19 protein-coding genes and 1 tRNA gene are annotated in these 16,725 nt (G+C 32.3%); 12 read left to right on the top strand and 8 right to left on the bottom strand.

The annotated features are described in order from the left end of the window. The 6 genes from L6Q46_RS05800 to L6Q46_RS05775 form a co-directional block, all read right to left on the bottom strand. Positions 1 to 452, bottom strand: a 452-nt coding sequence (locus L6Q46_RS05800) for an Arm DNA-binding domain-containing protein (protein WP_291283511.1), incomplete at its 3' end; no start/stop codon positions are given. A gap of 272 nt (positions 453 to 724) precedes the next feature. Continuing rightward, positions 725 to 799 (bottom strand) — tRNA-Val (locus tag L6Q46_RS05795). A gap of 82 nt (positions 800 to 881) precedes the next feature. Next, on the bottom strand, positions 882 to 1,268 hold the full coding sequence (locus L6Q46_RS05790; protein ID WP_111565760.1) for a DUF4258 domain-containing protein: 387 nt from the start codon (positions 1,266 to 1,268) through the stop codon (positions 882 to 884). A gap of 60 nt (positions 1,269 to 1,328) precedes the next feature. Then, entirely contained in the window at positions 1,329 to 2,525 is a 1,197-nt protein-coding gene (locus L6Q46_RS05785; RefSeq protein WP_291283510.1) for an alanine dehydrogenase, read from the bottom strand. Positions 2,526 to 2,626: 101 nt separating this feature from the next. After that, a complete protein-coding gene (tsaE, locus tag L6Q46_RS05780; RefSeq protein WP_291283509.1) occupies positions 2,627 to 3,040 on the bottom strand; it encodes a tRNA (adenosine(37)-N6)-threonylcarbamoyltransferase complex ATPase subunit type 1 TsaE in 414 nt (137 codons plus the stop codon). A gap of 23 nt (positions 3,041 to 3,063) precedes the next feature. Next, positions 3,064 to 4,617 (bottom strand): bifunctional response regulator/alkaline phosphatase family protein, encoded by a 1,554-nt coding sequence (locus L6Q46_RS05775; RefSeq protein WP_291283508.1) that lies wholly within the window; start codon positions 4,615 to 4,617, stop codon positions 3,064 to 3,066. A gap of 131 nt (positions 4,618 to 4,748) precedes the next feature. Here L6Q46_RS05775 and L6Q46_RS05770 point away from each other — a divergent pair, with 131 nt between their 5' ends. From L6Q46_RS05770 to L6Q46_RS05730, 9 genes are all read left to right on the top strand, one after another. Beyond that, on the top strand, positions 4,749 to 5,984 hold the full coding sequence (locus L6Q46_RS05770) for an HD domain-containing protein (protein ID WP_291283507.1): 1,236 nt from the start codon (positions 4,749 to 4,751) through the stop codon (positions 5,982 to 5,984). Between the two features lie 121 nt (positions 5,985 to 6,105). After that, positions 6,106 to 7,125, top strand: a complete 1,020-nt coding sequence (gene lpxD / locus L6Q46_RS05765) for a UDP-3-O-(3-hydroxymyristoyl)glucosamine N-acyltransferase (RefSeq protein ID WP_291283506.1) — start codon at positions 6,106 to 6,108, stop codon at positions 7,123 to 7,125. A gap of 15 nt (positions 7,126 to 7,140) precedes the next feature. After that, positions 7,141 to 8,529 carry a bifunctional UDP-3-O-[3-hydroxymyristoyl] N-acetylglucosamine deacetylase/3-hydroxyacyl-ACP dehydratase gene (locus L6Q46_RS05760; RefSeq protein ID WP_291283505.1) on the top strand — a complete coding sequence of 463 codons (1,389 nt, stop codon included), beginning with the start codon at positions 7,141 to 7,143 and terminating at the stop codon, positions 8,527 to 8,529. Positions 8,530 to 8,626: 97 nt separating this feature from the next. Continuing rightward, positions 8,627 to 9,412 carry an acyl-ACP--UDP-N-acetylglucosamine O-acyltransferase gene (lpxA, locus tag L6Q46_RS05755; protein ID WP_111565766.1) on the top strand — a complete coding sequence of 262 codons (786 nt, stop codon included), beginning with the start codon at positions 8,627 to 8,629 and terminating at the stop codon, positions 9,410 to 9,412. A 40-nt stretch (positions 9,413 to 9,452) separates the two neighbouring features. Then, on the top strand, positions 9,453 to 10,019 hold the full coding sequence (gene efp, locus L6Q46_RS05750; RefSeq protein ID WP_026725820.1) for an elongation factor P: 567 nt from the start codon (positions 9,453 to 9,455) through the stop codon (positions 10,017 to 10,019). A gap of 93 nt (positions 10,020 to 10,112) precedes the next feature. After that, positions 10,113 to 11,054: a UDP-3-O-(3-hydroxymyristoyl)glucosamine N-acyltransferase gene (locus L6Q46_RS05745; RefSeq protein ID WP_291283504.1), complete on the top strand. Its 942-nt coding sequence runs from the start codon at positions 10,113 to 10,115 to the stop codon at positions 11,052 to 11,054. Next, positions 11,044 to 11,406: a nuclear transport factor 2 family protein gene (locus tag L6Q46_RS05740; RefSeq protein WP_291283503.1), complete on the top strand. Its 363-nt coding sequence runs from the start codon at positions 11,044 to 11,046 to the stop codon at positions 11,404 to 11,406. Before L6Q46_RS05745 ends, L6Q46_RS05740 begins: the two co-directional genes overlap by 11 nt. Positions 11,407 to 11,490: 84 nt before the next feature. After that, on the top strand, positions 11,491 to 12,363 hold the full coding sequence (sucD, locus tag L6Q46_RS05735; protein WP_026725823.1) for a succinate--CoA ligase subunit alpha: 873 nt from the start codon (positions 11,491 to 11,493) through the stop codon (positions 12,361 to 12,363). 113 nt (positions 12,364 to 12,476) lie between these two features. Beyond that, entirely contained in the window at positions 12,477 to 12,914 is a 438-nt protein-coding gene (locus L6Q46_RS05730) for a lipocalin family protein (RefSeq protein ID WP_291283502.1), read from the top strand. 42 nt (positions 12,915 to 12,956) lie between these two features. Here the strand turns inward: L6Q46_RS05730 and L6Q46_RS05725 are convergent, their stop codons facing one another. Further along, positions 12,957 to 13,232 carry an ATP-dependent Clp protease adaptor ClpS gene (locus tag L6Q46_RS05725; RefSeq protein ID WP_153201712.1) on the bottom strand — a complete coding sequence of 92 codons (276 nt, stop codon included), beginning with the start codon at positions 13,230 to 13,232 and terminating at the stop codon, positions 12,957 to 12,959. Between the two features lie 112 nt (positions 13,233 to 13,344). Next, a complete protein-coding gene (gene prmA / locus L6Q46_RS05720; protein WP_291283501.1) occupies positions 13,345 to 14,178 on the bottom strand; it encodes a 50S ribosomal protein L11 methyltransferase in 834 nt (277 codons plus the stop codon). A gap of 91 nt (positions 14,179 to 14,269) precedes the next feature. Between prmA and L6Q46_RS05715 the strand changes: the two genes are divergently transcribed. The 3 genes from L6Q46_RS05715 to L6Q46_RS05705 all read left to right on the top strand — a co-directional run bounded on the left by L6Q46_RS05715 (position 14,270) and on the right by L6Q46_RS05705 (position 16,700). Beyond that, entirely contained in the window at positions 14,270 to 15,487 is a 1,218-nt protein-coding gene (locus L6Q46_RS05715) for a porin (protein WP_291283500.1), read from the top strand. 90 nt (positions 15,488 to 15,577) lie between these two features. Beyond that, positions 15,578 to 16,414: a S1-like domain-containing RNA-binding protein gene (locus L6Q46_RS05710; protein ID WP_291283499.1), complete on the top strand. Its 837-nt coding sequence runs from the start codon at positions 15,578 to 15,580 to the stop codon at positions 16,412 to 16,414. A 1-nt stretch (position 16,415) separates the two neighbouring features. After that, positions 16,416 to 16,700 (top strand): hypothetical protein, encoded by a 285-nt coding sequence (locus L6Q46_RS05705; protein ID WP_291283498.1) that lies wholly within the window; start codon positions 16,416 to 16,418, stop codon positions 16,698 to 16,700. Positions 16,701 to 16,725 lie beyond the last annotated feature (25 nt).

Genomic DNA, 16,725 nt, shown 5'->3' with positions numbered 1-16,725 from the left:
TATTTCCAAATGATAAACTCCTGCAAGTGTTTTAATGAGATTTTAAATCGTTCTAAAGTTCCATAGGCATAACCATTTCCAATTAGGTCTTTAATTTTATCATTATGACTTTGATAGATTGGAATGATCATTCGCTCACGTTCTTGTGCTCCAGTTAGTTTTGATTTAAATTTTTCAATTGTCAAATCTTCATTTTTGTGTATTAATTCCATCTGAATGTCAAAAATTTTAGATTTCATTAAATCAAGATAGTTATTTATTGTTCTGGCTTCTTCTGAATTACCTTTCATTTTTGATTGTTCTGCGGACCATTTTGATTTATCAATAAATTTCTTGGTGCTGAATTCAAAACGTTCTCCGTTTACAGTTAGCCTGAAATAAATTGGCAATTGACCGTTTTTGTTAGCTTTTGAAGTTTTTGCATAAATATGCACAGTAATTTTTGCTTTCATGGTGGTGACCTTTTAATTAGTATTCAATTTAATTTTTAAATATTTAGTAAACAAGATGTACACCTTTTGAACCAGTATTAAACTGGTTGTTAGTACGGTGTTTACAGTGCTTTAGAGAATTTAGCGAGACCCAAAATTGTAGAAATTTTTAGGGTCTCGATTTTGTCCCTTTAGCATTAAGATTGAATGAATAATTTGGTATATGTCCAAAAGCAAAAAGCCGATAAATCATAAGATTTATCGGCTTTTGAAACCATTTGTTTTTAAGTGTGTGGGCGATGAGGGGTTCGAACCCCCGACCCCCTCGGTGTAAACGAGGTGCTCTGAACCAGCTGAGCTAATCGCCCCAATAAAACGCTTTACTATTTCTGTATTGCGAGTGCAAATATACAAGGATTATTTGTATCTGCAAGCAATTTTAAATAAAAATTATTTTTTTTCTATCTTTTCTAAGAGTACCTTATTGGTGTAATTAATCATTGTAATGGTAATTTCTTCATTTTTAGCAGTTTTGCCTTCAATAACATAAATCTTACCTTTTTTGTAAGATTCATTACTTTTTGAAAAATCTACATCTCCATAGCGTAAACTCTCTTTAATATCTTCTATAGTAACCCATTTTTCTGATAAAGATTTTTTAGCAAGGGTATCAATATCTAACGATTTGCTACGTAAATCTTTTAAAACACGACAATTTGGTAAATAGCAAAACTCAACACCTTTGTCGTCTGCTTTAGCTCTCAAAAACCAAATCACAAATATTATACCTAAAAATAATCCAAATAAATAATAGGCTAAACGAAACTGAAACTTCATATAAATAATAATTTGTGCAAATTTAGTTTAAATTATACACATAGTCCCTAGATTTTAACTTTAAAAAACAATCAGATTGATATCGCGATATTCTAAATTAAACCAATCTGCAATGGCTTTATTGGTTAAAACACCGTGATAGGAATAAATACCATTTTTTAAACCTCTATTGCAACGGATGGCCGTTTCAATTCCGCCATCATCTGCAATGTGTAATAGGAAAGGAGAAATGATATTGCTAATTGACATAGATGCCGTTTTAGAATAACGTGAAGGAATATTAGGAACACAATAATGAATTACACCATTTTTAATAAAGGTAGGTTTTTCATGCGTAGTTACCTCGGAAGTTTCAAAACAACCACCAGTATCGATACTTACATCCACAATAACAGCACCTTTTTTCATGTGTTCTACCATGGTTTCTGTTACCACAACTGGAGCTCTATTTTTTCCTTTCATGGCGCCAATAGCAACATCGCAACGTCTTAGTGCTTTTAAAAGCGATTTTTCTTGAATAGTTGAAGTGAAAATTCTTTGATTTAAGGTGTTTTGTAAACGACGTAATTTGGTAATCGAATTATCGAAGACTTTTACATGAGCGCCTAATCCTAAAGCAGTTCTAGCAGCATATTCTCCTACAGTTCCAGCTCCAATGATGACAACTTTTGTTGGTGGAACTCCAGTGATATTTCCAAAAAGTAAACCTTTTCCGATGTTCTCACCAATCATTAATTCGGAAGCAACTAAAATAGAAGCTGTTCCTGCAATTTCAGATAATGATTTTACTGCAGGATATGAACCATCTTCGTCTTTTATGAATTCAAATGCTAAAGCTGTTATTCTTTTGGCTGCTAAAGCTTCAAAATATTCTTTTTTCTGAGTTTTTAATTGAATAGCTGAAATCACAATCGTTTGCGGATTCATCATTTCAATTTCAGTAAGAGTAGGAGGCTCTACTTTCAAAATCATTGGGCAACCCAACACTTTTTTGGTGTCTTGTGTGATTTCCGCACCTGCATCGCTGTATTCTTTGTCGGTATAACTTGAAGTTTCTCCAGCTCCTGATTCTAACATTACGCGATGTCCGTGCGAAACCAATGAAGAAACCGCATCTGGTGTTAAGCAAATTCTTCTTTCTTGATAGGATGTTTCTTTTGGAATTCCTATAAATAATTCGCTTTTATGACGCGCTACTTCAAGTTTTTCTTCTTGTGGAAGCAATTGTGAAGCAGAAAAAGGAGTGTATATCGACATTACTTTTGATTTTGAGGTTCTAAATTAGGAATTATTTTAGACTTGGGAAATAGATTCACAAAAAAAGAGAATAGAAGTTGATTTTCTATTCTCTTGTGTATTTAATTTTTGAGCGTTAGTTCACGTTTACCATTTGGTAAAATTTTTATTGAAATACTCGCATGGTCTATTGGAATTAAGTTTGGCGTTTTTTCTGGCCATTCGATAAAGCACCAATTATCAGAATAGAAATATTCGTCTAATCCCATATCATATCCTTCTTCTTCCGAATTTAAACGATATAAATCAAAGTGATACACCGTTTCACCTTGAAAAGTTCTGTATTCGTTTACTAAAGAAAATGTTGGGCTACTTGAATTATCTTTTACACCTAATTCTTTTACCAATTCTTTAATTAAAGTCGTTTTTCCGGCACCCATTTGCCCATGAAACGTGATAATTTTCTTTAACGAAGGTGTAGCAAGAATCTGTTTTGCAATGGCATTTATTTCTTCTAAACTGTAAATTACGGTCATATATAAACTCAAATTTTACTTAATTATCTTGGCTCTAAAACTAAGAATGGAATGACCATTTCTTCTAACGAAATTCCTCCATGTTGATAGGTATTTCGGTAATAACTCACATAATGATTGTAGTTATTTACGTAAGCCAAAAATAAATCGTTTTTCGCAAAAATAAAAGAGCTACTCATGTTAAGTGCTGGTAATCCAATTTTTTTAGGATCTTTCACCGCATAAACGTCTTTGTCTTCGTAAGTTAAGCTTCTTCCGGTTTTGTAACGAAGATTTAAACTCGTGTTTTTATCACCAATAACTTTCGATGGATTTTTACAATTGATAGTTCCGTGGTCGGTAGTTATAATCAATTTAAAACCAAGTTGTTGTGCTTGTTGAATCATATCCAAAAGCGGAGAATTCTTGAACCAACTAGCTGTTAATGAACGATAAGCTTTATCATTTGAAGCTAATTCTTTCACTACATCCATTTCAGTTTTAGCGTGCGATAACATGTCTACGAAATTGTAAACAATAGTAGTTAAATCATTGTTTTTTAATGATTTGAAATTATCAGCTAATTTTTTTCCCGAAGCAAAATTGGTAATCTTATAATATTCTTGTTTGATGTTTAATCCCAAACGTTTTAATTGCTCGGTTAAAAATTCACCTTCATAGAGGTTTTTTCCACCTTCATCTGGATCGTTTTTCCAATATTGTGGGAATTTCTTTTCCATTTCCAACGGAGTTAATCCCGAGAAAATAGCATTACGAGCATATTGAGTTGCTGTTGGTAGAATAGAAAAGTAGCTTACTTCTTTTTCTAATTTGTAATGATTGTTTACAACGCTTTCAAAGGCTTTCCATTGGTCGTAACGTAAATTATCAATAACTACAAACAAAATAGGTTTGTCTTTTTTTCGGATTTCTGGAGCAACTAATTCACCAAAAATTTCATGAGAAAGTACTGGTTTATCTGCTTTTGGTTGAAACCAATCTTCGTAATTACGTTCGATGAATTTCCCAAATTGCACATTCGCTTCGGTTTTCTGGCTTTCTAAAATTTCTACCATGCTTTGGTCTTCGATATTTTCCAACTCTAATTCCCAAAACAATAGTTTTTTGTACAATTCTACCCAATCTTCATACGTACGAACCATTGCCATATCCATCGCAATTTTTCTGAATTCTTTCTGATAATCCAAAGTTGTTTTTTCAGAAATCAATCGCGAATGGTCTAAATTTTTCTTCAAACTCAATAAAATCTGATTAGGATTTACGGGTTTTATCAAATAATCGGCAATTTTTGAACCGATAGCTTCTTCCATGATATATTCTTCTTCACTTTTGGTAATCATAATCACCGGAACCGAAGATTTCTTTTCTTTTAATTCAGATAAAGTTTCCAAACCACTCAAACCGGGCATATTTTCATCTAAAAATACAATGTCGAAGTTATTTTCTTCAAACAAATCGATAGCGTCTTGTCCGTTATTGCAAGTGGTTACGTGATAATTTTTCTTTTCTAAAAACAAGATATGGGGTTTCAATAAATCAATTTCATCGTCAACCCAAAGTATTTTTATCTGACTCATATTTCTTAATTTGTGTGCAAGTTACTATTTATTAAACGAGGTTTGTATTAAATATTGTATAAAATTTTCAATACTTTTTAACGATTTCATTTTGTGAAAAACGCTATATTTGTTACTAAAATTATCAAATTGTGAGCCAAACCAACAAACTCAAAATATTTAACGATCCTATTTATGGTTTTATTACCATTCCTAATAGTTTAATTTACGATTTAATTCAGCATCCTTATTTTCAGCGTTTACGAAGAATTTCCCAAATGGGAATGTCGTATTTGGTGTATCCAGGAGCGCATCACACGCGTTTTCATCATGCTTTGGGTTGTATGCACATCATGCAAAAAGCGGTTCAAACCTTGCAATTTAAAGGAGTTTCTATTTCGGAAGAAGAAGAAAATGCTTTGTACATTGCTATTTTGTTGCACGATATTGGTCATGGTCCATACAGTCACGCCATGGAACATAGTATTGTAGAAGAAGTGCATCATGAAGAATTATCGTTATTATTCATGGAGCAATTGAATAAAGAGTTTGATGGGAAATTAGCTTTGGCTATCCAAGTTTTTAAAGGCGAATATCATAGAAAATTCATGTTGCAATTGATCTCAAGTCAGTTAGACATGGACCGAATGGATTATCTAAAACGCGATAGTTTTTACAGCGGTGTAGCTGAAGGAAATATCAACAGTGAACGTTTAATTCAAATGATGAATGTGCAAGACGATTATTTGGTTATTGAAGAAAAAGGAATTTACTCAGTAGAAAAGTTTTTGGTTGCTCGAAGATTGATGTATTGGCAAGCGTATTTGCACAAAACCAGTGTTGTTGCGGAATTAATCTTGACCAAAATTCTAAAGCGTGCTAAAGAATTGACTCAAAAAGGAATTCTTTTACCTTGTAGCGAACCGTTGCAATTCTTTTTGCAAAACAAAATTTCCTTGTCTGATTTCGATAAAAGTGTCTTGGATAAGTTTTCGTATTTAGATGATTATGATGTTTTGGGTGCGATAAAAGCTTGGCAATTTCATGATGATTTTGTCTTACAATCACTTTGCCGAATGATACTAAATCGTGATTTATTAAAGATTCAAATGACTGATGATAAACCAAATAAAGAGAATCTATTAGCTGTAAAAAATAAATACATTTCTATTGCGAAAATTTCAGACAAAGAAGCGGATTATTTTGTATTCAAAGGCAAGTTAAAAAATCAAGCTTACAGTAAGTCAAGTGAGCCGATTCGCATTTTGAAAAAAGATAAAACCATTGAAGATGTAGTAGAAGCTTCAGATCAATTGCACTTAAAAGCTTTGTCAAAACCAGTAACAAAATACTTCATTTGTTTTCCAAAAGTGGTCTTAGAATCTTAACTTTTTAATTTAATTTTATATTTTTGCCAAGTTGAAGTGGAATCAATACTTGGTATTGAATGAAAATGCGTATTTTTATATCCCAAAATCTATCTAAATTAGATAGTAATAAAATTTTTAAATGAAGTTTACAGCAGCGCAAATAGCAGGCATTTTAGAAGGTGAAGTAGTGGGTAATCCAGAAGCTGAAGTTTTTAAATTGTCTAAAATAGAGGAAGGAACCGAAGGCTCATTGACGTTTTTGGCGAATCCAAAATATATCAATTATATCTATTCTACTCAGGCATCTGTTACTATAGTTAACAACACTTTTGAGCCAGAACAAGAAATTACAACAACTTTAATTAAGGTTGAAGATGCTTATAAGTCATTTTCAAAGTTGTTAGAATACTACAATCAAGTAAAATTGATGAAATCAGGAATTGAGCAACCTTCAGTTATTTCAGAAGGTGTTACCTATGGTTCTGATTTATATTTAGGAAGTTTTTGTTATATTGGAAAAAATGTAATCATTGGAAATAATGTAAAAATTTATCCAAATAGTTTCATTGGCGATAACGTAACCATTGGTGACGATTGTGTTTTCTTTGCTGGTGTTCGAATTTATTCGGAAACTGTGATTGGAAATAGATGTACGATTCACTCAGGAACAATCATTGGTTCGGACGGATTTGGTTTTGCACCTCAAGAAGACGGAACGTATGTAAAAGTACCACAAATTGGAAATGTAATTATTGAAGATGATGTTGAAATAGGTGCGTGTACAACTGTTGACAGAGCTACTTTAGGTTCAACTATAATTAGAAAAGGAGTAAAATTGGATAATCATATCCAAGTTGCTCACAATGTTGAAATTGGTGAAAACACCGTAATCGCAGCACAAACCGGAATTGCAGGAACAACTAAAATAGGTAAAAACTGTTTAATTGGTGGTCAAGTTGGTTTTGCTGGACATTTAGTAATTGGTGATGGTGTAAAAATTCAAGCGCAATCAGGAATTGGTAAAAATTTAGAAGCTGGAGAAGTTGTTCAAGGAAGTCCGGCATTCAATTACGGAGATTTCGCAAAATCATTCGTGCATTTTAGAAATTTACCAAAGATTGTTAACGATTTAGAAGAATTAAAAAATAAAATTAAATAATTTAAAATTTTTATCATGGCGAAGCAAACAACAATTGCTGCAGAAATATCATTAAAAGGGGTAGGTTTACACACTGGTCAGGAAGTTGCAATGACTTTTAAACCAGCTCCTGTAAACAACGGATTTACATTTGTACGTGTAGATTTAGAAGGGCAACCAATTATTGAAGCTGATGCAAATTATGTTGTAAATACGCAACGAGGAACTAATTTAGAAAAATTAGGAGTAATGATTCAAACGCCAGAGCACGTTTTAGCGGCGCTTGTGGGTTGCGATTTAGATAATGTTATCATCGAATTAAATGCTTCTGAACTTCCTATTATGGATGGTTCTTCTAAATATTTTGTTGAAGCTATTGAAAAAGTTGGAATTATTGAGCAAGAAGCTGAACGAAAAGTATACGTTGTAAAAGAGGTTATTTCTTATTTAGATGAAACTACAGGAAGTGAAATTACTGTGATTCCTTCTGATGAATATTGTGTAACTGCAATGGTAGATTTTGGTACTAAAGTTTTAGGAACTCAAAATGCAACCATGAAAAGTATAAAAGAGTTTAAATCTGAAATCGCCGATTGTAGAACGTTTAGTTTCTTACATGAATTAGAATCACTTTTAAATAATGGTTTAATTAAAGGTGGCGATTTAAATAACGCTATTGTGTATGTTGACAAAGAAATTTCAGCTGAAACAATGGAAAATTTAAAGAAAGCTTTCAATAAAGAAACAATTTCGGTTAAATCTAACGGAATTTTAGATAACCTTACTTTGCATTTCCCTAATGAAGCCGCTCGTCATAAATTATTAGATGTTGTAGGTGATTTATCTTTAATAGGAACAAGAATCCAAGGAAAAGTTATTGCTAACAAACCAGGGCATTATGTAAATACACAGTTTGCTAAGAAAATTGCTAAAATAATCAAATTAGAAGAGCGTAATAATGTTCCTAGTTATGATATCAACAAAGAACCTGTAATGGATATTCATGGTATTATGGATTTATTACCACACAGACCACCATTCTTGTTGGTTGATAAAATTTTAGAATTATCAGAAACGCATGTAGTAGGTTTAAAAAATGTTACAATGAATGAAGATTTCTTCGTTGGACATTTTCCTGGAGCACCAGTAATGCCTGGAGTTTTACAGATTGAAGCTATGGCACAAACAGGAGGTATTTTAATTTTAAGTACTGTTCCAGATCCAGAAAATTACTTAACATATTTCATGAAAATTGACAATGTTAAGTTTAAAAATAAAGTCTTACCAGGTGATACCTTATTCTTTAAATGTGATTTAATATCTCCTATTAGAAGAGGAATTTGTCACATGCAAGCGTATGCGTATGCAAATGGTAAATTAGTTTCAGAAGCCGAATTAATGGCACAAATTGTTAAAGTAAAATAAAGATATATGAAATCGCCACTGAAATAGCTTTGCGTAAGCAAAAACAAAAAATGAAGGCGATACCATATTTTTCCTATAAAAAATAAAATTTTAAAATATGAATCAACCATTAGCTTATGTGCACCCAGGTGCTAAAATAGCAAGAAACGTAGTAATTGATCCTTTTACTACCATTCATAACAATGTTGAAATTGGTGAAGGAACTTGGATTGGTTCAAATGTTACCATCATGGAAGGTGCTCGTATCGGTAAAAATTGTAATATTTTTCCAGGAGCTGTAATTTCAGCGGTTCCTCAAGATTTAAAGTTTGGCGGAGAAGATTCGTTAGCGGTTATTGGTGATAACACTACAATCAGAGAGTGTGTTACTATTAATAGAGGAACAGTTGCTTCTGGGCAAACAAAAATTGGAAAAAACTGTTTAATTATGGCTACGGCTCACATTGCACACGATTGCCATATTGGTGATAACGCTATTATCGTAAATGGTGTAGCATTAGCAGGACACGTAACTGTGGGAGATTTTGCAATCATTGGAGGTTTAGCAGCTGTACATCAATTTATTTCAATTGGGGAACACGCTATGATTTCTGGAGGAAGCTTAGTTCGTAAAGACGTTCCACCATTTTCAAAAGCCGCAAAAGAGCCTTTATCTTATGTAGGAATTAATTCAGTAGGATTAAGAAGAAGAGGATTTTCAACTGAAAAAATCAGAGAAATTCAGGATATTTACAGAATTCTATACCAAAAAAATTACAACACAACTCAAGCATTGAGTATTATTGAAGCTGAAATGGAAGCAACTCCTGAACGCGATGATATTATTCAATTCATCAGAAATTCTTCTCGTGGAATCATGAAAGGTTATACAAGTTCAATGTAATTTTCAATTAAAAATAAAACAAACATCAAATAAAAACAAAATGGCAAGTACATCAGATATTAGAAACGGATTATGTATTAAATACAATAACGATATTTATAAAATTATCGAATTTCTTCACGTAAAACCAGGTAAAGGACCAGCTTTCGTAAGAACAAAATTAAAATCGTTAACAAATGGAAAAGTATTAGATAACACATTTTCTGCTGGACACAAAATTGATGAAGTACGTGTTGAAACACATACATTCCAATATTTATATGCTGAAGGTGATCAATTTCACTTCATGAACAACGAATCATTTGAGCAAATTACATTAGATAAAAAAGTATTAGATGCTCCCGATTTATTAAAAGAAGGAACAAACGTAATGATTCAAATCAACGCTGAAACTGAAGCACCTTTATCAGTAGATATGCCAGCTTCTATTGTTTTAGAAGTGACTTATGCTGAGCCAGGAGTTAAAGGAAATACAGCTACAAATGCTACAAAACCAGCAACTGTTGAAACAGGAGCTACAGTAAACGTTCCGTTGTTTATCAATGAAGGTGATAAAATCAAAATTGATACAGCTACTGGAAACTACATGGAAAGAGTAAAAGAATAATTGAAAGTAAAAAGTGAAGAGTAATTAGTAAATAGCCAAACAACTAATTACTCTTTTATATTTTACTCATCACTAATTACTAATTATTATTAAATGAAATTTCCAAAAGTTTATCCTCTAAAAGATATTGCCCAAATTATCAATTGTAATTTTGTGGGTGATGCCGATTTTCCAGTTTACGGTATGAATGAGATTCATGTGGTAGAACCTGGCGACATCGTATTCGTAGATCATCCAAAATATTATGACAAAGCACTTCAATCGGCAGCTACTATTGTTTTAATTAACAAAGAAGTAGCATGTCCGGAAGGAAAAGCGTTATTGATTTCTGATGATCCTTTTAGAGATTTCAATAAACTGACGAAACATTTCAGACCTTTTCAAGCTTCGAATGCTGCAATTTCAGATTCAGCTAAAATCGGAGAAGGAACAGTTATTCAACCAAATTGTTTCATTGGACACAACGTTCAAATTGGTAAAAATTGTTTGATTCATGCTAATGTTACAATTTACGATAACACCATAATTGGTGATAACGTTATGATTCACGCTGGAACCATTCTTGGCGCTGATGCTTTCTATTACAAAAAACGTCCAGAAGGTTTCGACCAATTATTATCAGGTGGGCGAGTAGTGATTGAAGATAATGTAGGAATCGGTGCTTTGTGTACGATTGACAAAGGAGTTACAGGCGATACTACTATCGGAGCTGGAACTAAAATTGACAATCAAGTGCATGTGGGTCACGATACTGTCATTGGTAAAAAATGTTTGATTGCTTCACAAACTGGAATTGCAGGTTGTGTGGTTATCGAAGACGAAGTAACCCTTTGGGGACAAGTTGGTACTACAAGCGGAATTACTATTGGTACAAAAGCAGTAGTAATGGGACAAACTGGTGTTACCAAATCAATTGAAGGTGGAAAAACTTATTTTGGTACTCCAATTGAAGAATCGCGAGAGAAATTAAAACAATTAGCCAACGTAAAACGAATTCCTGAAATCATTGAAAAATTAAAACAAAATGACAAATAGAGCGAAAATCGAATTTTTGTATAAAGAAGATGGTATGCGAAATGACGTTTTTTTAAACGAACTTTTGCACGATGATTTTATTTTGGATTGGGACAGTTCACAAGGAAATGTCAACATGAATAAAGCGGATATTGTTGATTTAGCAAAAGAGTTAAAACAAAATTACGTTGACTCCTTTATGGAAATTTCGCACTTTATTGAAGATAACAATCAAATCGTGGTGAAATACAATCATAAAGTAACTACTATCGAAAACCCGAAAGAGTTCGTTCTTATTGCAAAAGTGGTGGTCATTTGGGAATTTGAAGCAGATAAAATCAAAAAAGGATATCAAATTAGCAAACCTAATTAAAAAAATACAATAAAAATTACGTGATTATTTGGTAAAAAACTTACTTTTGCATCACAAATTTAAACACAATTTAATTCATATATCATGAGCGTTTTAGTAAATAAAAATTCAAAAATAATTGTACAAGGATTTACAGGTAGCGAAGGAACTTTCCACGCTTCTCAAATGATTGAGTACGGAACAAATGTTGTAGGTGGTGTAACTCCAGGAAAAGGTGGTTCAACACATTTAGACAGACCAGTTTTCAACACAGTTAAAGATGCTGTTGAAAAAGCAGGAGCTGATACTTCAATTATTTTCGTTCCGCCAGCATTTGCTGCTGATGCAATTATGGAAGCTGCTGAAGCGGGTATCAAAGTAATCATTTGTATTACTGAAGGTATTCCGGTAGCAGATATGATTAAAGCTTATGATTACATTAAAGGAAAAGATTGCCGTTTAGTTGGTCCTAACTGTCCAGGTGTAATTACTCCAGAAGAAGCTAAAGTGGGTATTATGCCAGGTTTCGTTTTCAAAAAAGGAACAGTTGGTATTGTATCTAAATCAGGTACTTTAACTTACGAAGCTGCTGACCAAGTAGTAAAACAAGGTTTAGGAATTACTACAGCTATCGGAATTGGTGGTGACCCAATCATTGGAACAACTACTAAAGAAGCGGTTGAATTATTAATGAACGATCCAGAAACTGAAATCATCATCATGATTGGTGAAATCGGAGGTCAATTAGAAGCAGATGCTGCTCGTTGGATTAAAGCTGACGGAAATCGTAAACCAGTTGTTGGATTCATCGCAGGTGAAACTGCTCCAAAAGGAAGAACAATGGGTCACGCAGGTGCAATCGTTGGTGGTGCTGATGATACAGCAGAAGCTAAAAAACGTATCATGAGAGAAAACGGAATTCATGTCGTAGATTCTCCAGCTGAAATTGGTAAAAAAGTAAAAGAAGTTTTAGGGTAATCTTTACTTCTTAAAAATATAAAGTTCTGATAATTCAGGACTTTTTTTATTTAAAAAATAAATTTCTCAATTGAGAAATTTGTGTACTTTTGATTAACTATAAAAAGTAAATTATGAAAAAAAGAGTTTTATTATTTGTGTCAATTGTATCACTTTCATTAACTTTCAATTCATGTAGTAAGGATGATGATAGTAGTTCATCAACTTCTGGAACTATCGTTGGTGAATGGGAATTTTTAAAAGAAGGAACAATTGTTTCAGGTACTGAATTTTTGTCACCTTTTGAGCATACATCTGGTTGTACAAAAAATTATATTGAGTTCAAATCAAATGGAATGGCTGAAGATTATTATTATGAAAAACCATCAGGAAGTTGTGTTGAATATGTAGATGAGGCTACTTGGACTAAAGAAGGTAATGCTCTTTCAGTAAATTATGGAGGAGGTGATTTTTTTGATAGTGAGATTATGATTTTAAATAGTACAACATTGAAAATTAAATTCGCTGATGATGGCGGAACGATTAATGTTGTTGAGTTCGTAAGAAAATAAATTTCAACATAAAAAAATCCCGCAAATAGCGGGATTTTTTATTTATATAATTTCAGCACTTAATCCTGCATCTAATAATGCCGAACATTGTGGTTTCAATTGGTCAATCGGACCCGTTTTAACTGTGCATTTGCCTTTGTAATGTACTAATAATGCACATTGCTCGGCTTGTAATTCATCGTGTTTGCAAACTCTTATTAATGTATCAATAACATGGTCAAATGTATTTACATCATCATTGTGTAATACAATTTCGTTATTAACACCAACAGCTTCTGCTACTAAAACTTCTTCTTGTACTTTTTCTATCGTGCTCATTTTCTTTACGTTTGAAAGTTCATTACAAAAATACTGAATCAAATTCAAATTCAAAAATCAAATTCAAGATTTAAAAAAGTTAAACTCCCAACTTCCATCTACTAACTCCAAACTATTTTTCAAACTTCAATGCAACCCAATTGTTTCTTTCAAATTGTTTTACATAGGTTAATCCCATCGAAGTGCAACTTTCTGAAATCACAGGAATATCTTCGGTATAAAAACCACTTAAGAATAAAATTCCGTTTTCGTTCAAACAATCTGCATATTGTTGCATATCGTTTAAAAGAATATTTCGGTTGATGTTGGCAATAATAATGTCGTATTTTTTACCCACTAATAAAGAAGCATCGCCTTCGTATACCGAAATATGTTTGCAATTATTACGTTCTGCATTTTCAATTGAGTTTAAGTAACACCAATTGTCAATATCAATAGCATCAATAGGTTGTGCACCTTTCATTTCGGCTAAAATGGCTAAAATGGCAGTTCCGCAACCCATGTCTAAGGTTTTTTTATTGGTAAAATCGGTTTCCAAGATGTGTTGAATCATCATGTGAGTCGTTTCATGATGACCTGTTCCAAAACTCATTTTGGGTTCAATTACAATATCGTATTCAGCACTTGTTTTTTCATGAAATGGTGCTCTTACGTGACATTTTCCGTCTACATCAATAGGTTCGAAGTTTTTTTCCCATTCTTCATTCCAATTTACTTGCTCAATTTCTTCAAAAGTATATTCGATTTTAAATTCTGGATTACTTAAAATTTGAATATCTTCTAATATATTTGTATCCCATAAATCTTTTTGAACAAAGGCAGAAATTCCAGTTTGAGTTTCGATAAAACTTTCAAAAGCTTTTTCACCCAATTCTGCAATCAAAATTTCACTTCCTAATTCAACTGGGTTTATTGTAAAATGATATCCAATATATATATTTGACATAACGTTAATTTTTTGCAAAGGTAATATTTACTTAACACACTTAACCTTGTTTTAATGTTAAGTTTGCGCAAAATAAACAACAACATAACAAATGAAAAAATTAGTAACCTTTTTATTGCTTGTAATCAGCTCTTTTGCTGTTGCCCAAGATATAAAAGTAACCACAAAAGACAACGATTTAAAGTTGGCAGCACTTCCATATTATAGCTATGGAAAAGGATTAGGAATAACATCGCCTGATAGTTTATTTCAATTAAATATCCGTTTTAGAATGCAAAATCGAGTAACTTACATTCAAAATGAAGGTGAGGATGCAGCTTATTCTGGAGAAATTAGACGTTTGCGTTTACGTTTTGATGGTTATGTAGGAAATCCACACTTTTTATATGTAATTCAGTTATCATTTGCACCAGGTGATGTGGGCGAAATTCAAGATGGAGAAAACATCAATATTATTCGTGATGCCGCTGTTTTTTATCGTCCAAATAAACATTGGAGTTTCCTTTTTGGTCAAACCAAATTACCAGGAAATCGTCAACGTGTCAATTCATCAGGAGCTTTACAATTAACCGATAGAAGTATTAACAATGCTCGTTTTACGATTGATAGAGATTTTGGTTTTCAAGCGTATTATTTAAACGAAAACAAAGAAAAATTTTCATACAATGTAAAAACAGCTGTTTCAACTGGAGAAGGAAGAAACTGGACAAAATCTGCTGATGACGGAGTTGCTTTAACAGGAAAATTAGAGTTGATGCCTTTTGGTTCATTCAAAAAAGACGGAACCAATTTTGAAGGAGATGTGGCTCGCGAAGAAAAACCAAAGTTGTTGCTTTCGGGAGCTTTTCATCAAAATAACTTAGCTAGAAGAACACAAGGACAACTTGGAAATGATTTATTCGAACAAAAAACTATGAAATCGGTATTGTTAGATGCGATGTTCAAATATAACGGTTGGGCTTTTATGTCGAGTTATATGTCACGTTCGGCTAAAGATCCAATCGCTTTTAATCCAGATGATATTACTGAATTTAATTATGTTCCTGTTGGAAGTGGAATGGATTATCAATTGAGTTATGTTTTCCCAACAAACTACGAAATTATTGGACGTTTTTCTACTCAGAATATGCATGATGATATCAAAGCATTAACACCAGATTCAAAACAATATTCATTAGGTGTTACAAAATATTTATGGGAACATGCTTTCAAGTTACAAGGAGAAGTTACTTTGAGCGATTTGAATTATTTCGACGGAAGCAACAAACAAAATTGGTACGTTCGTTTTCAATTAGAAATTGGAATTTAAAATTCTATTTTAATACAATTTGAATCCAGTTCTAGTAACTGGATTTTTTTTGTTTCTATTTGATTACCTTTGCAAAATATTTATTTCATTATGTTACATATAGGAGAGTTCAATACGTTAAAAATACTTAGAGATACTAAAGTTGGTTTATTTTTAGGAAGCGAAGACACACAAGAAGATGATGTTTTATTACCTAATAAATATGTTCCAAAAGAATTTACTATTGGAGATGATTTAACCGTATTTGTATATTTAGATCACGAAGAACGTCCTGTTGCAACCACTTTGAAACCTTATATCAAATTGAATGAATTTGCGCATTTGAAAGTAAATTACATCAACAAATTCGGAGCTTTTTTAGATTGGGGATTGGAGAAAGATTTGTTTGTTCCTTTTAAAGAACAAGCGCGCCCTATGGAAGAAGGCAAGCGTTACTTGGTTTACATGCATATGGATGAGAAAACGAATCGTTTGGTTGCTTCGAGCAGAACAAATAAATATTTATCGAACGAAAATTTAGAGTTAGAAAAAAACGAAGAAGTAGATATTTTAATTTCGCACATTACCGAAGGTGGAATCAATTGCATCATCAATCAAAAACATAAAGGTTTAGCGTATAAAAATGAAGTATACGATGATGTAAAACCTGGAATGAAAACGAAAGGGTATATCAAAAATATTCGTCCTGATGGTAAAATTGACGTTATGTTGCGAAAAGTAGGAGTAGAGGCAATCGAACCTTCTTCACAAGTAATTTTAGACGAATTAAAAGCGAATCGTGGTTTCTTACGTTTAACGGATAATTCGCATCCAGAAGACATTAAAACGGTTTTGAAAATGAGTAAAAAGAATTTCAAAAAAGCCGTTGGTAATTTATACAAACAAAAACTTATCGAAATCAAAGAAGACGGGATTTATTTGGTTTAGTATGTCAACAAAAAACAAAATATATCTTTTATTAAGTATTGTCGTTTTATTAATGACGTTCGTTGGTATTTTTCAAAATTTTGAAACTGTACATTTTATTGGTTTTGAAACCGAAGTCATTTGGATTCCTGTTTGGATAGGTGTTGTAATTTTACCTCTTTTAAATTTATATGAAATTGCTGTAAATACTGATGATTATAGTAAATATTATTGGTTAGCATTGTTATTAAATGTAATTTCTATCTTTTTTATTCTCAAATATTTCGAAATAGAGTTACTTTCCTAAATTTTTCATAATTAGTGTTTTATTT

The sequence above is a fragment of the Flavobacterium sp. genome (assembly GCF_023151265.1).
Lineage (GTDB): Bacteria > Bacteroidota > Bacteroidia > Flavobacteriales > Flavobacteriaceae > Flavobacterium.
This window is presented reverse-complemented; position numbering and strand designations above follow the sequence as displayed.